Consider the following 15,403-nt stretch of genomic DNA (forward strand, 5'->3'; position numbering starts at 1 on the left):
ATGAATATTGATACAACAGGTATTGAATATATTGTAAAAAAGGTAATGGATCAGATCGACTATGCTGAAGAAACCGGTGCTCCGGTAGTAGACGGCAAAGACGGCGTTTTCCAGACCATGGACGCTGCAATTGAAGCTGCTGCAGCTGCCCAGAAAGAGTACATGAAAAAACCATTGGCACTGCGTCGTCAGATGATTGCTGCAATGCGTGAAATCATGCTCAAAAAAGAAAATGTTGAAACAATCTGCGCGATGGTTGTTGAAGAATCTGGTATGGGTAACTATGAACACAAGTTAGCTAAACACCGTCTTGCAACAACTGGTACACCAGGCGTTGAAGATTTATTGACAGAAGCATGGGCTGGTGACGACGGCTGTACTTTACTCGAGTTATCACCTTTCGGCGTAATCGGTGCGATTACACCGACTACAAACCCAAACGAAACCATTGTTAATAACAGTATTGGTATGTTAGCTGCTGGTAACGCGGTTGTTTTCTCACCCCATCCAAAGGCTTTGAAAACAAGCTTCTTATGCATTAAATTATTAAATGAAGCAATTGTTTCCGTCGGTGGCCCGAGAAACTTAATCGTAACCTGTGCTAATCCGACCATTGAAGCTGCTAACGAAATGATGGTTCATCCTAAAGTCAGAATGTTAGTTGCAACAGGCGGTCCTGGTGTTGTTAAAGCGGTTCTTTCCAGTGGTAAAAAAGCCATTGGCGCCGGCGCTGGTAATCCACCGGCATTGGTTGACGAAACTGCAGATATCGAAAAAGCAGCAAAAGATATTATCGACGGCTGTTCTTTCGACAATAACCTGCCATGTATTGCAGAAAAAGAAGTTGTTGTTGTTGATCAGGTAGCAGACTATCTGATTTTCAACATGAAGAAAAACGGCGCGTATGAAATCACCGACAAAAAAGCCATTGACGCTTTAGCAGATCTGGTTTGTCCTGAAGGACGTCTGAGCCGTGATTTTGTTGGTAAATCTGCTAAATACATCGCAGCGGCAGCTGGCCTTGATGTTCCTGAAGATACACGCGTATTAATCTGTGAAACTTCTAAAGATCATCTGTTAGCTGTAGAAGAACTGATGATGCCAATTCTTCCAATCGTTCGTGTTGCTAACGTTGATGAAGGTATCGATGTTGCTGTTGAACTTGAACATGGAAACAGACACACCGCTATCATGCATTCCAAAAATGTAGATAAATTAACCGAAATGGCTAAGAGAATCCAGACGACCATTTTCGTTAAAAATGGTCCTTCCTACGCTGGTATTGGTTTCGGTGGTGAAGGTTATCCGACATTCACGATTGCAGGCCCGACCGGTGAAGGCTTAACATCTGCTAAATCCTTCGCAAGAAGAAGAAGATGTGTGCTCGTTGGGGGATTCGATATTAAATAACAATAACAGGGGTGTTGCTCATGAGCACAAATTTAGTTGAAATAGTCAAAAGCGCTGGTATTATTGGTGCCGGCGGGGCTGGCTTCCCAACCCATGTGAAAATCGACGCTGAAGTTGATACAGTTATTGTCAACGGTGCTGAATGTGAGCCTTTGTTAAGAGTTGACCAACAGTTAATGGCTGAGAGAGCCCACCACATGCTGGTGGCTCTTCAGGCTGTTATGGATCATACCAAGGCAAAGGCAGGCATTGTCGGACTTAAAAAGAAATATATTCCGGCAATTGGCGCTTTAAGACAGGACTTACCAAATTTTCCTAAAATCGACCTTCACATTATGAATAATTTCTATCCTGCCGGTGATGAACAAACACTGGTATATGAAACAACAGGGAGAATTGTTCCAGAGGGTGGAATTCCATTAAATGTTGGAACTTTAGTCATAAATGTAGAGACACTTCTCAATATTTATGATATAATGAACGAGGACAAGCCCGTAGTGGATAAATATATTACTGTTACGGGGGCAGTCCGCAATAAAATCACGACAAAGGTTCCGCTGGGAATTACTGTTCGTGAAGCACTTGAGCTGGCTGGCGGAACAACCATTTCCGATTTTGTCATTATCAATGGTGGTCCAATGATGGGGAAAATTGTCGACATCGACTCCTATGTCACAAAGACCACAAAGGGCTTTATTGTTTTACCGAGCGATCATCCGTTGATCGAATCAAAGACAAGAAGCATCCAGGATACGATAAAATTAGCTGGAATGGCGTGTATGCAGTGTAGTTTATGTACAGAAGTTTGTCCGAGACACAGTCTGGGGCATAACCTTGAACCGCACAAGCTTATGCGAATCGCGGCCTATGGCTCAACTTGTGATACGACCACTCAAGCTACAAATGCTTTCTTATGCTGTGAATGTGGCTTATGTCAATATGCGTGTGTTATGGATCTCCAGCCTTGGAAATTCAATATCACACTCAAGCGGGAATTAGGTAGCAAAGGCATTAAAAACCCACATCACGACAAACCCGAAAAAGCTGATCCTTTCAGATCAGCAAAACAGTTTAACGTACATCGTTTAATTTCACGTCTGGGTCTGGATGAGTATGATCAGCCAGCTCCGATGGTCGATTGCGACAAACAGTTCACTGAAGTAACCATTCAGCTGGCACAGCACATTGGTGCACCTGCCCAGCCGGTTGTGAGTGTAGGGGATGTTGTTGAGAAGGGTACCCTGATCGGAGAAATTCCAGAAGGAAGCCTTGGCGCCCGTATTTTCGCAAGTATCGACGGTAAAGTAACTGCCGTTGAAGATGGTAAAATTACCATCCGGTCCTAAATAATTTAATAAGGGGGATAATTATGGACTTTACAATGTTAATTACCGCGTTTGGCGGTGGTTTATTAGCTGCTGCTATCGGTGGTGTTCCTTCATTTGTATTTACAGGTTTAACTGTAATTGCTGCTATTTTTGGCGGAGAAGCTGGTGCTCCTATGATTAGTGCATTAAGCTTTGGTTCTTTCTTTGGACCTCACGTAGCATTCGGTGGTGCTGTAGCCGGTGCTGCTTACGCTAAGAGCAAAAACCTGTTAGATGACGGCCAGGATATCGTTACTCCATTATTCAAAACTGGAGATGCTGGTGTTCTGTTAGTCGGTGGTGTATTTGGTATTATTGGTTTCTTAATTCAGTATTTATTAGGTGCTGTTCTTGGCGGAATGGTATTCAGCTATGCAGGTTGGACCGATACTGTTGCTTTAACAGTATTTATTTCTGACATCTTAGTACGTTTGATCTTCACAAAATCTGGTCTTACCGGTAAATACACAGGTACTGAAAAGAGAAAATACTTCCCAGAAGGCAAACGCTTAAGCTTCTTAGTAATGGTAGGCTTAGGTATTGGTGTTGCTATCGGTGGTTTAGCTGCTACTTTAGGTCAGTTAGGTGTAGCTGGTTCTGATGAAGCTTTATACTTATTCAATAACATCGGTTCCATCGGTTTCGGTATTGCTGCTGTATCCCTGGCGTTCTTATGTATGGGTCTTCCTTTAGAAGGATACCACCACGTAATCCTGCCAGCAGGCACAACAGCTATGATCGTTTTCGCTGCTACATTAAATCCGTTCTTAGCAATCTTAGGTGGCGCAGTCATGGGTATTATTACCTCTGTATGGGGCGAAATGATGGCATTAACTTTCAATAGTTATGCTGATTCTCATATTGACCCTCCAGCAGCTACTATCTGGGTATGGCAGTTAGTTAACTTTAGCCTGTTAATGATGTTATTACCATCAGTTCTTTAATTTTTTAATCTAGTAATTATACGTAATTTGTAGCAAATAAGCATTGAATTCACAGTATAGAAAGAAGTGGTATTTTGAAAAAAGCAGTAGGTTTTATAGAATTTAAGAGTATTCCTATCGGCATCGAAGCCACTGATGATATGCTGAAAGCCGGAAATGTTGATTTAATGATGGCCTCTCCTTTATGTCCCGGGAAATATGTTACCATAATTTCCGGTGACGTAGGGGCCGTTCAGGCATCAATTAGAAACGGTGAGCACATCGGTGGAATCTATGTACTCGAATCCCACGTTATTCCGAACATTCATCCGGATGTATTACCGGCTATGTTAGGTGCGGGAGAAATCGAAGATGTCAAAGCTCTTGGTATCGTTGAAACAATTAATGCAATCTCTTCAATTATCGTTGGCGATGTGGCTGTTAAGGCTGCAAATGTCGAGCTGATTGAAATCAGAATAGCCAGAGGCTTGGGTGGTAAAGGTTTTGTATTATTGACTGGTGAAGTTGCTTCTGTTAAACAGGCGATTAAAGCCGCAGAAGCAGATATGCGCGATTTAGGTGTTATCACAAGTTACTCAGTAATCGCGTCACCGCATAAAGATATTAAGAAAGTCATTTTCTAAAACGCATGAAATGTTTAGATGGAAGCTATTCCATCTAAACATCTTTTCATATATAGACCTTTTATTTTTTATAAGCGATTATAGCACTATGATCTTTTATAAAAAATAAAAAGATAAGAGGGAACGACGTGAAAACCATCAGTTTATTTAACTTAAAAGGCGGCTGTGGAAAGACCACATCCGTCATCAATCTCGGATATCTGCTGGGAGAAAAGATAAAAGGAAAGCTGCTTTATATCGACTGTGATATGCAGAGCAATCTGACCAACTCTCTTATGGAGTACGATCTGGACCGTCCATGTATCTACCATTTGTTTACTGACGAAAAAGAAGCCAGGGATGTTATTTATCAAGTAAGCGATAACATTGATATCATTCCTTCCAGTCTTCTGATGGCAACGATTGAGCCGCGGCTTGCAAGCATGTATGGGCGTGAGTTTATTTTAAAACGCAAGCTGGAGGCCGTGGCAGACGATTATGAATACTGTATCATTGACTGCTCGCCGTCATTCAGTATTGTGACAACTAATGCACTTGTTGTCACTGACGATATTTTCATTCCAGTACAAACCGAGTATTATGCTGTGGACGGGGTACATCTTTTGGAAGAAACCTTGGAATATATCAGCAAGTCATTAGGAATCGATAAAGATATTACTCTTCTTTTTGCAACACTTCATGATGTACGCAATAATATTAACAATCTTCAATATGATAATCTAAAGGCAAGCTTTGGCGATAAGTTTATGAATACCTATATTCGAAAGAATATTGCCCTGGTAGAGTCACCGATATTCAAGCAGTCTATTTTTGAGTATAAACCAAGGTCAAATGGCGCTGAAGATTATCTGAATTTATTTAAAGAAATAGAATCCAAAGGGGGCTTTTAAATGGCTAGGAAAAGCAAATTAAAATCAGAATTAAAAACACATAATAGTACCATTAAAGAAAAAAACGAACTGGCTTCTAAGGTTTTGACAGATGAAAATTCTACTAATACGGGGGATAACGAAGTGGGAATCATCGACGATTTAAAGAAAAAGATTATGGGAGAACCGAAAGAAGAGGATCATGCCTCAGCTGCCAAGCTTGAAGCAGAAAAGCTGAAAGCCGAAGCCATTAAAAAGGAAAAAGAGTTAGCCGAAAAAGCAGCTGAGGAAAAAGAAAAGAAAGCTGAAGCGGCACGCCAGAAAGCTGAGGCTGAAGCCGCTGAAAAAGCAAAAAAAGAGGCTGAGGAAGCAGAAAAAAAAGCCAAAGAAGAGGCTGATGAGCAGGCGGCAAAAGAAGCCGCTGAAAAAGAGAAGGCAGAAAAACTGGCGGAACAAAAGGCAAAAGAAGCAGAAGCCGCCAAGAAAAAGGCTCAGGCAGAGCTGAAGAAAAAACAGGAAGCTGAGGCCAAAGCGAAAGCCGACGCAGAGGCCAAGAAAAAAGCCGAGGAAGAAGCAGCTGCGAAAGCAAAAGCGGCTGAAGAAGCCCAGGCTAAGGCTAAAGAAGCGGAAGAGGCTAAGAAAAAAGCCGAGGAAGCCACCAAAGCGAAAGAAAAGGCTGAAGCGGAAGCTAAAAAGAAGGCTGAGAAAGAAGCGGCCGCCAACGCAAAAGCCGAGGAAGAAGCCAAAAAGAAAGCAGCTGCCGAGGCAGAGGCTAAGAAGAAGGCTGAAGCGGAAGAAAAACGAAAAGCGGAAGAGGCCAAAAAGAAAGAATTTGAACGCCAAGAAGCGATCCGTATCGAAAAAGAACGAAAAGAAAAAGAAGCTCAGGAAGCACAGAATAAAATAGAGCTTGAAGAAAAAATAAAAAAAGAGTTGAAAGAAAAAATGAAGAAGCTTCATGAGCTTCCCGACTATCTGCTGTAAATATTATGCGGCCCATACCAATAGAGGTATGGGCCTTTTTTATTTCTGCACAGAAGTGTCACACTTTTTTCGTGAAATTTGTTAAAACCATGTTTAAAAGAGGAAAAGGTCTTTTATAATAGGAGATACGCCATAATAGAGAAGGAGTAAAAAAGATGGATAAGTTTACTAAAGGCCTTTTGGCTTTTCTGGGTATTGTAATGTTTGTTATCAGCAGCTTCTTTTTTACTTATGTTAAGGAGAAGGGATCTCTCCAGCTTGAACAGGAGGTTGAGCAAAGAGAAGAAATGGGCAAAGGTGATGACACGCCAGTTAAAACGGATGAGGAGACAGAGAAAGAGACATCCTTGCTTTACAGCGGAGTGAGGGCTTACGAAGCATACGCCAGTATTTCAGAAAATAGCCTGTACATAAAAATTCGTGACGTAGGCATGGCTTTGATTTTTCTGGTTGCCATTCTCGGATCATCAGCATTATTTTTTTTATTGAGCAAGGAATCAGACAAAGAAGAATAAGACTTTTTTAAGGCAATGTGTCAAATTTTGCCAATAGGGTATTAACTAAATACTTATAGAATATGAGGAGTCTTATCATGAAAAAAATAAATCATTCAATCATTATAGCAATACTTTTATTTTGCCTGGCTTTTAGTCCTCAGGTATTGGTCATGGCAAAAGAAGATAACAGTCCAGTGCAGGAAGCAGTCCAAACCAGTACAGAAAATCCAAATACTGGAATTGCGGAAAGAGTGGGGACAAGCACCATTCTGTTTCTGGCGGGGAGCGGTTCTCTTGCGGGAACGGTCATGCTGAAAAAATATCATAATGAACAGATTAAAAACGAGAACCGGCATTGTTAAATGTCGGTTTTGTGTTTTTTGCAACAGCATTTGTTTGGCTAGTGTGTTAAAATAGAATAGCATTATTTTACCCGTTCATAGGGTAGCGAATTTAAAGAATAAGTGATAAACTGGGGATATTATAAAAGAACATCGAGGAAAAAATAATGGGGGAAAATTTACATTGGGAATATGATGACTTTGAGTTTGATAACCGTGTAACGAACCTGATGTGGACCATCTGCGGGGATTATAAGGAGCAGATGAGCACAGCGGAAAAAACCAATCTTTCTAAAAATATTGCGCTTTATTATGGCATTACAGCAGGTGGCCGCCGTCGCTTTATAGATTGGCAGCTGGTTGACACCTATGTTGGCTGGCGGAGACGCCAGGGATTTAAACGTGACCGGCTCCAGCTGCTGATTCTTCATGCGGCTAACCCGATGGTCATAGACCGTCTGGTTGGAGAAAGACCAGGAATTTCGGATATTCAGAACGAAGCCTGTTCAGAGATGATTGCATTGATGGAAGCGCCAGATTCCAATAAGATACTCGATCAGGTGGAATTTGCCATCTTTGAGACACTGGCGGGTGCTGCTCCTTCGGTTAGAGAAGAAGCCCAGCAGCTGGCAGAGCGTTTACTGAGACTGAGAAGCTCAGAGACAACAGCAGAGCTCCTTGAAGGAGTAGACGCCGTCTATATTGAGTGGCAGGGATTAAGGGATACAAGGCCTCTCGATTGGAATGTGGTTCTGCACCAGGATAAAGAAAAGGATATTAACACAGAGGATTTTGTCGATAGTGTTATTTCAGCGATGATGAGCCGCGAATCGCTCCAGGTAAACAGTGACCAAAAGGAAATGTCTGGAAATATCGCAGAAGCAGATGTGGTTTATCTTGATCAGGAACAGATTGATAATATGCATAAGCAGGTGGCGCATTACTGCGGCAGCTCATACTTGGAGTCCTACCAGGTCAAGCAGCTTCAGAGCCGGCTCTGCAAGGGTGTTCACCGAGACTGCAGGCTCCACTATACGGAGGGAGTCCTGCGGAGTGAGTGTGATGGTGAGTTTCAGAGAAAATATGCCGAAAAGGATCTGAAAAGAAACCAGGATGCTTACCAGGCAAACCTGAGGGTGTACGCCAGAACGATCAAACGCCTTCGCGATGCTTTGATCCGCACACTGGTCGCGGAGAGAGCCCGCTATCCGGTTGCCAGCGATTCAGGAGATATCGATGCGGCCAAGGTATGGCGTGTGGGCAGAACACCCTGTTCCAGGATATTCAGGCGTTTTGAAAGCAATGATAAGGGCGGCTACGTGGTCGACCTTTTGCTGGACGGCAGTACCTCCCAAAAGGGACGGGAGGCCTTAGTTGCGATTCAGGCATACATCATTGCCCGGGCTTTGATCGAGGCGGGAATACCCTGCCGGGTCAGTGGTTTTAACTGCTTTCTGGATTTTACGGTCCTCAAGCGTTTTAGAAATTATGATGATCCCCTGAGGGAGACTGAGAATATTTTTGAATATTATTGTGAGGGAAGCAACCGGGATGGCCTGGCCATCAAAGGGATTTGTGATGGACTTTATACAAGGGATGAGGAGAATAAGATTCTCATTATACTGAGTGACGGTAAGCCCAATGACATGCACCTGGAGCGCAAGGGAAATAAAAATCCATTCAGGGGGGAAAAAGCCTATACCGGAGGTCTTGCTGTAGGCGACACGGCCAAGGAGGTACGCATTGCCAGACAGCGTGGAATATCAGTCCTGGGTGTTTTCACCGGGAATGAACAGGAGCTTAAGGCCGAAAAACTGATCTACGGAAAGGACTTTATCTATACCCGGGATGTTAAGCATTTTGCGGATATTGTTACAACCTATCTCAAGCGTATTATCACGCGGTAGAGAAAAATAAATGATGAGAAAAGACAAAAGGAGATTGAATTGGAACTTTATAACAAACTTTTAGAACAGGGCATCAGTGAAAAATTGATTGACGATGTAAAGCGTTTTAGACAAGAGTACCCGGTTGAGGCAGATCTGGCAGACCGTGTGCCTGAATCAGAGACCATCTTTTATGGCAGAGACATCTGGGCAATGTGCATCACCGCGATTCTTGAGGGTGAAAATATCCTGCTTTCCGGCCCAAAGGCGACCGGGAAAAATGTCCTGGCCGATAACCTGTGCGAGCTTTTCGGCAGACCCCAGTGGAATACATCTTTCCATGTCAATACGGACAGCACCAGCCTGATCGGAACAGATACGTTTATTGACAATGAGGTCCGCCTGCGCCGCGGGTCGGTTTATGAATGTGCGGTGAACGGCGGGTTCGGCGTCTTTGATGAAATCAATATGGCTAAAAATGACGCGCTGGTCGTTCTGCACTCCGCGCTCGACTACCGTAAGGTCATTGATGTGCCAGGCTATGAAAAGATCAGCCTGAATCCTGCCACCCGCTTTATCGGAACCATGAACTATGAATACGCCGGGACTAAAGAGCTGAATGAAGCTCTGGTTTCCCGTTTTATGACCATTGATATTCCTCAGATTGATGAAGAAACCCTGATGGTTATCTTAGCCGATGAATTTCCAGACGCCAAGCAGGATATGCTGAAGCAGTTTGCCGGTATTTTCCTGGATTTACAGGAAAAGGCCATGAACTCTGAAATCTCAACCAAATCGGTGGATCTTCGCGGAATCATGGGCAGTCTCCGCACCATACGCAGGGGCTTGCGTCCAATGCTTGCCATCAATATGGGCGTTATCGGGAAAACCTTTGACCAGTATGAAAAAGAAATTGTCTACGATGTTATCCGGACGCGTATCCGGGAGGACTGGAAGGCTGAGGATATTTTTTAAAGCTCAGACAAGCAGCATCACAGAAGAAAGGAGGGATGAAAATGGCAGAACCGGCAAAATGGGTTTATGACGACCTGGATTTCGATAACCGCGTGACAAATCTGATGTGGACGATTTCCGGCAATTACGATGAGAATATGGACGCTGGTGAAAAAAGCTTTATCTCCAAAGATGTAGCCCTATACCAGGGGATCACAGCAGGGGGACGGCGTAAATACATCAATTGGGACGCAGTGAAGCGTTTTATCATCAGCCGGGTAAAGGCAGGGCTGGACAAGGATATACTCCTGGGGCTGATCCAGATGGCTACAGATGTGCTGGTAGAGGAAAAGCTTATGGAAGAACGGCCGGGAATCTATGATATTCGGAAAAAAGCCTATGATGACATTCTGACCGATTATTTCAAGATGCATACCGATAACCTCCTTGAAAAGGCAAGACACGCTTTGGTTTTGGAAAAGGTTGGTAAAATGCCCAGGATGGATGTGGCGACAAACGGTCTGATCAAGGAAATCAAATCCCTCAGCGGCTGCGAGGACACCATTGATATGCTGAAGGGCGTCGAAGCTGTCTATATCCGGTATTTTCCCATTTATGTCTACTCAGAGGATGGGGAGGTTATCGGGGAGGAACGCCGCAGCGATGTGGAGCCGAGTGACTTCAACGATTTTATGATGGAAGAATTCTATGATGACGCGCTTGAAGAAGAAATGCAGCTGGATGAAAGCCTGGATGAAATCGCCGAATCTCTTCTGGGTGATAATGGCGAGGGCAGTGGGTTTAACAGTGATGTTAAAGATAATCGGGTTCTCCGTATCAAGGCAGAGGACCTGGATAAAATCTATGAAAAGGTCTCCTATCATTTTGGTAAGACCTATCTCTCAACGCCAGAGGTCCGGAGGCTGCAGAACAGGGTATGCCGCGATGTGCATGAAAACTGCAGGATTCATCTGACGGATGGGGTGATCCGCAGTAATTGTGACAACGGATTCCAGAAAAACCTGGTTGGGCGGCATAAGGTAAAAAATACGCTGGCCTATGGTGTGAACAAGCGCATCCACAAGCGCAATATCCATAAGCTGCGGGACAGTATTGCCCGGACGCTGGTTCAGGAAGAATTTAAGGATGAGATACCGTCAGACCAGGGGATGCTTGTGCCCAACAAGCTGTGGCGGGTCGGGCGCAGCAGTAACACGAAGGTGTTTGTGCGCACGCTGGATAATGACAAGGGAAGCTACGTGGTGGATATTCTCATTGACTCCAGTGGATCACAGCGGCGCAACCAGGCGCTGGTGGCCAGCCAGGCCTATGTGCTGGCCCAGGCACTGACCCTGAACGGCATCCCTAACCGCGTTATGGGGTTTAACAGCTTTCTGGATTACACGATCCTGAAACGCTACCGTGATTATGAGTCAAATCTGAGGGCCAATGAAAATATTTTTGAGTATTACTGCACAGGCAATAACCGGGATGGTTTAGCCATCAAGGCAGTGGTTGAGGAATTGAAAAGCCGTCCAGAGGATAATAAAATTCTTATTGTCTTAAGCGACGGGCGGCCCAATGATATCAAAGTGGGGAAAGGGCAGAGCCAGACGCTCGAGGAGGCCTACCGCGGTGCCACCGCTGTGAGGGATACGGCCGTCGAGGTGCGCAGGGCACGCCAGCAGGGGATTATGGTGCTTGGCGTCTTCACTGGCAAGGAAAGAGACCTGCCGGCTGAGAAGCTGATTTACGGCAAGGATTTTGCCTATATAAAAGATATTAACCGCTTTGCGGATCTGGTTATCAAATACCTGAAACAGGTTATCACCAATTAAAAAAAGCTGTTGCCGATAGGGTAACAGCTTTTTTAGTATCCGAACTGAGCCATGAACTCATCATAGCTGCCGCGGTAAACATTGAGGTCGATGTTGGGCGCATAACCTGTATATCCGGAGAGAGAGCCTTTATCTGAGTATTGCCAGAAGGTCCATTGCCGGTGGTCCGAAAGGATGGGACAGGCGTAGAAATTCCGGATCCAGATGGGATAATCATTGTAATAATCGGCGATGTAGGTGGCGTAGGGCTTGGTAGAGGTGTAGATGATGGGCCGCTTGCCATAATGGCTTTCCAGGCGGTTTAAAAGCTCTGTCAGCTCCCTGCGGGTGGTTTCTTTATCCGGCGCGGTATAACGAGTGTAGCTGCCGTAAAATTCAATGTCCACCACAGGCGGCAGCGCATCGTCCTTGACAGGAACGGTTTTGATATAATTTTCTGCCTGGGTGGCGCCGCTGGTTTCATAGCTGAAAAAGTGATAAGCGCCGACCTTAAGATGGGTTTTTCCGGCGTTTTCCCAGTTGTATTTGAAGTTCTCATCCTGAAAGCTGCTGCCTTCGGTAGCCTTGATAAAGGCAAAGGTCAGGCCATTGTCGGCCAGAACTGGCCAGTCGATGGCGCCCTGATAGGTGGAGACATCAACGCCCTGCACGGGGTAGGTCTCGGCGTCAGGATGGTTAAACTGCAGGATGCCCCAGTGATAGAGCAGAAAGGCGCCTGTGATCAGGATCAGGATAACGATAATCAACGGAGATATTTTTTTACGGATTAGCATGGATTCCCCACCTACCATTTTTTACGAGCCTGTCAGCTATGAGCTTTGCGGGATAGCTCAGGATAATGCCAATGATGATACCAGCCAGCACATCTGTTGGAAAATGGACAAAGAGGTACAGGCGTGAGAAAGCAATGGCAGCAGCCAGCGCTAAAAGTCCCCAGCGAAGCCGGTTTTTTCTTGTGATAAAGTAGGCCCAGGCAGCCGAAAAGGAAGTGGCGCTGTGGCCGGATGGAAAGGAGGTTCCGTAAGGCGCGGCGATGGCAAGCTCGATGGGGTGGACCTGAAAGGGACGAGGCCGACTGATGAGGGGTTTTATACCAAGATTAACCACTGCCGCCGACAGGATGAACGCGATGGCCATGACCAGACCTGTATAGCGGGTATCTCTGCGGATGAGCAGCAAAAGGGTAAGCAGTATCCAGACAACGCCGGCATTGCCGAGCTTTGTGATAAGGCTGAAAATAAAATCAAGCACATCGCAGCGCATATGTGCCTGAATCCAGAGTAAAATTGTTAAATCCAAGATGAACCTCGTTTCTAAAGGGGATCGATCTGCCAGTCAACCGGTTTTTTGCCAATGCTTTCGAGAAAGGCGTTGGTTTTTGAAAACGGCCGGCTGCCAAAGAAACCGCGGGCGGCCGAGAAAGGGCTGGGATGGGGCGATTTTATAATATGATGGGCCGGATTGGTGATCATTGGGATTTTGGACTGCGCAAAAGCGCCCCACAGAATAAAGACGATGGGGTCCTCGCGTTTGTTCAGCATTTCGATGACATGGTCTGTGAACTGCTCCCAGCCCATGCCTCTGTGGGAGGCTGGCTGGCCTGCCCGCACGGTGAGCACTGCGTTGAGCAGCAAAACGCCTTCGTCGGTCCATTTTTTCAGATAGCCGTGGCTGGGGATCGAGCAGCCCAGATCGTCGTACAGTTCTTTGTAAATATTCTGAAGCGACGGCGGTACAGCCACCTCTGGCTTTACAGAAAAGGAAAGGCCATGGGCCTGTCCTCTGCCATGGTAAGGGTCCTGGCCGATGATGCAGACCTTGGTATCTGAGTAGGCCGTGAAGTGAAATGCGTTAAAAATGTCATACATATCCGGGTACACGGTCTGTGTTTTATACTCGTGAAGCAAGAAGCGCCGCAGCTTCTGGTAGTATTCCTGTTGAAATTCTTTTTGGAGGGTATCCTCCCAGTCATTTTGAAAGTTGATGGACATCGGAGCCTTCCTTTCTATTCTAAATCTGTAAAATCCTGAATGAAGCCATCGGCCAGATTCTTGATTTTGACCAGATGGTCGCCCTGCCATAAATCCGCCACGGCGATCACATCCATGCCAGCGGCCTTGGCGGCCTGAATCCCCTCCAGCGTATCCTCGAAGACAAGACAGTTATTTGCCGTCAGGGACAGCAGCTGTGCCGCCTGGTTAAAAACTGCCGGGTTGGGTTTTCCCGCTCCGACCTCGGTGGTGAAGCAGAGAATGTCAAAGTAGCTCAGCACATTGTGCTTTTGCAGAAAAGCTTCGGTGGTCTCCCGGTTGTTGGAGGTCGCGATGGCAATGCGCTGGCGCCGGCTGTGTAAATCGCGGATCAGCCGCAGGGCTCCGGGCTTAAAGTGTACGTGGTTTAAATATTCTTCGTGGGACATCGCCACCCATTCGGCTTTGATGTCTTCGATGGAGTCCTCGAGCTCGAAGCGCTCCTTAAAATATTCTGCGGTCTCGGTAAAGCTTTTACCGGCAATCTCATAGGGCAGGGTTTCAGGACAGACCTTGTGATGGCGCTCCAGATAAATGTGGTCAATGCTGTGCCACAGCCCCATTGAATCTACAAGGGTACCGTCAAAATCGAAGATGACAGCCTTGTAATCCTCTATGTTTTTCATTTAGATGCTCCCTTAATTAAAGTATCCCTAATTATACACTATTTGCTTAAAGAAATACATGAAATTGCATTTAAACTTACTGATAATTTTTAGACAAACTTAAAGATACCAGTTGAATTTACTTTGTCTTGTGTTATAATGTATACAATGTGCTCAGAGTATAAATGAGAAGGATGGATGTATGAAAGAATATGTAGTGCGGGCGCCCGCAAAGGTAAACCTTTCTTTGGACGTTACCGGCAAACGTCCTGACGGCTATCATGAGATGCGCATGGTGAACCATTCGGTGGCTTTGTCGGATACACTTGTGTTTAAAAACAGCGGCCAGGGAATCTGTATTTCCTGCAGTGATCCTAAAATCCCGACCGATGAGCGCAATCTGGTCTATCGGGTGGCTGAAAAGCTACGGGCCCGTTTCGGCATCGACCGGGGTGTCCATATCGACATTAAAAAGAACATTCCAAGTGAGGCAGGGCTGGCCGGCGGCAGTGCTGACGCGGCGGCGGCCATTTTGGGACTGAACCTGATCTGGGAGCTGAACCTGAGCCTTGAGGAGATGCTTGCTTTTGGCAGCACCATCGGCGCGGATATTCCATATTGCTGTTATAAGGGAATGGCCTTGGTAGAAGGGATCGGTGAGATCATTAAGCCGGTGAAGCCTCTTAGAAAGCTGCCAGTGCTGGTGGTAAAGCCTGAGATAAACATTGCGACACCCTGGGCTTTTGGCCGTTTGGACAGTGCGGAGCATGTGGTGCATCCGGACATCGATCGAGTCATCCAGCTGGTAGAGACAGAGGATTATGCGGCCCTTGGCAGCACTGTGGGCAATGCCTTTGAGCAGGTTGTTTTCCAGGATTATCCAGAAATTGGTGAGATGAAAGCAAAAATGCTGGAATCTGGCGCTTTCGCGTCCATTATGAGTGGCAGCGGTTCAACGGTGATCGGTTACTTTTTGGACAATGCCACGGCAGAAAAGGCCTGTGAGGCTTTTAGACGGAATGATTTATTAACATTTTTAACAGAAATAGAATAGA

16 protein-coding genes are annotated in these 15,403 nt (G+C 45.5%); 12 read left to right on the forward strand and 4 right to left on the reverse strand.

The annotated features are described in order from the left end of the window. The 11 genes from DW091_RS01420 (at nucleotide 1) to DW091_RS01470 (ending at nucleotide 11,713) form a co-directional block, all read left to right on the forward strand. Nucleotides 1-1,410: an aldehyde dehydrogenase family protein gene (locus DW091_RS01420; protein WP_199678116.1), complete on the forward strand. Its 1,410-nt coding sequence runs from the start codon at nucleotides 1-3 to the stop codon at nucleotides 1,408-1,410. A 20-nt stretch (nucleotides 1,411-1,430) separates the two neighbouring features. Then, on the forward strand, nucleotides 1,431-2,756 hold the full coding sequence (locus tag DW091_RS01425; protein ID WP_058693390.1) for a 4Fe-4S dicluster domain-containing protein: 1,326 nt from the start codon (nucleotides 1,431-1,433) through the stop codon (nucleotides 2,754-2,756). Between the two features lie 23 nt (nucleotides 2,757-2,779). Beyond that, nucleotides 2,780-3,721 (forward strand): hypothetical protein, encoded by a 942-nt coding sequence (locus DW091_RS01430; RefSeq protein ID WP_058693391.1) that lies wholly within the window; start codon nucleotides 2,780-2,782, stop codon nucleotides 3,719-3,721. Between the two features lie 74 nt (nucleotides 3,722-3,795). Beyond that, the gene (locus DW091_RS01435) at nucleotides 3,796-4,344 is read left to right on the forward strand and encodes a BMC domain-containing protein (protein WP_013382318.1); all 549 of its coding nucleotides are present in this window, start codon (nucleotides 3,796-3,798) and stop codon (nucleotides 4,342-4,344) included. 128 nt (nucleotides 4,345-4,472) lie between these two features. Next, entirely contained in the window at nucleotides 4,473-5,234 is a 762-nt protein-coding gene (locus DW091_RS01440; protein ID WP_058693392.1) for a ParA family protein, read from the forward strand. Then, the gene (locus DW091_RS01445; RefSeq protein WP_118517223.1) at nucleotides 5,235-6,197 is read left to right on the forward strand and encodes a hypothetical protein; all 963 of its coding nucleotides are present in this window, start codon (nucleotides 5,235-5,237) and stop codon (nucleotides 6,195-6,197) included. Between the two features lie 155 nt (nucleotides 6,198-6,352). Further along, nucleotides 6,353-6,712 carry a hypothetical protein gene (locus tag DW091_RS01450; RefSeq protein WP_074617951.1) on the forward strand — a complete coding sequence of 120 codons (360 nt, stop codon included), beginning with the start codon at nucleotides 6,353-6,355 and terminating at the stop codon, nucleotides 6,710-6,712. 77 nt (nucleotides 6,713-6,789) lie between these two features. Further along, entirely contained in the window at nucleotides 6,790-7,056 is a 267-nt protein-coding gene (locus DW091_RS01455) for a hypothetical protein (protein ID WP_058693395.1), read from the forward strand. Nucleotides 7,057-7,202: 146 nt separating this feature from the next. Beyond that, nucleotides 7,203-8,942 carry a hypothetical protein gene (locus DW091_RS01460; protein ID WP_118517224.1) on the forward strand — a complete coding sequence of 580 codons (1,740 nt, stop codon included), beginning with the start codon at nucleotides 7,203-7,205 and terminating at the stop codon, nucleotides 8,940-8,942. A gap of 39 nt (nucleotides 8,943-8,981) precedes the next feature. After that, on the forward strand, nucleotides 8,982-9,896 hold the full coding sequence (locus DW091_RS01465; protein ID WP_074617949.1) for a MoxR family ATPase: 915 nt from the start codon (nucleotides 8,982-8,984) through the stop codon (nucleotides 9,894-9,896). Nucleotides 9,897-9,937: 41 nt separating this feature from the next. Further along, nucleotides 9,938-11,713, forward strand: coding sequence for a VWA domain-containing protein (locus DW091_RS01470; protein WP_118517225.1), 1,776 nt, complete (start codon nucleotides 9,938-9,940; stop codon nucleotides 11,711-11,713). 32 nt (nucleotides 11,714-11,745) lie between these two features. Here the strand turns inward: DW091_RS01470 and DW091_RS01475 are convergent, their stop codons facing one another. The 4 genes from DW091_RS01475 to DW091_RS01490 are packed head-to-tail and all read right to left on the reverse strand — an operon-like array spanning nucleotide 11,746 to nucleotide 14,369. Further along, nucleotides 11,746-12,486, reverse strand: a complete 741-nt coding sequence (locus DW091_RS01475) for a GH25 family lysozyme (protein ID WP_118517226.1) — start codon at nucleotides 12,484-12,486, stop codon at nucleotides 11,746-11,748. Continuing rightward, a complete protein-coding gene (locus DW091_RS01480; RefSeq protein ID WP_118517227.1) occupies nucleotides 12,473-13,012 on the reverse strand; it encodes a phosphatase PAP2 family protein in 540 nt (179 codons plus the stop codon). Before DW091_RS01480 ends, DW091_RS01475 begins: the two co-directional genes overlap by 14 nt. Before the next feature lie 14 nt (nucleotides 13,013-13,026). Then, nucleotides 13,027-13,704, reverse strand: coding sequence for a uracil-DNA glycosylase (locus tag DW091_RS01485; protein WP_058693401.1), 678 nt, complete (start codon nucleotides 13,702-13,704; stop codon nucleotides 13,027-13,029). A 14-nt stretch (nucleotides 13,705-13,718) separates the two neighbouring features. Then, nucleotides 13,719-14,369, reverse strand: coding sequence for an HAD family phosphatase (locus DW091_RS01490; protein ID WP_058693402.1), 651 nt, complete (start codon nucleotides 14,367-14,369; stop codon nucleotides 13,719-13,721). Between the two features lie 181 nt (nucleotides 14,370-14,550). On the opposite strand from DW091_RS01490, the gene ispE reads away from it, so the two are divergent. Continuing rightward, nucleotides 14,551-15,402 carry a 4-(cytidine 5'-diphospho)-2-C-methyl-D-erythritol kinase gene (gene ispE / locus DW091_RS01495; protein WP_058693403.1) on the forward strand — a complete coding sequence of 284 codons (852 nt, stop codon included), beginning with the start codon at nucleotides 14,551-14,553 and terminating at the stop codon, nucleotides 15,400-15,402. Nucleotide 15,403 lies beyond the last annotated feature (1 nt).

This window comes from Eubacterium sp. AM05-23, from assembly GCF_003477535.1.
Taxonomy (GTDB): domain Bacteria; phylum Bacillota; class Clostridia; order Eubacteriales; family Eubacteriaceae; genus Eubacterium; species Eubacterium maltosivorans.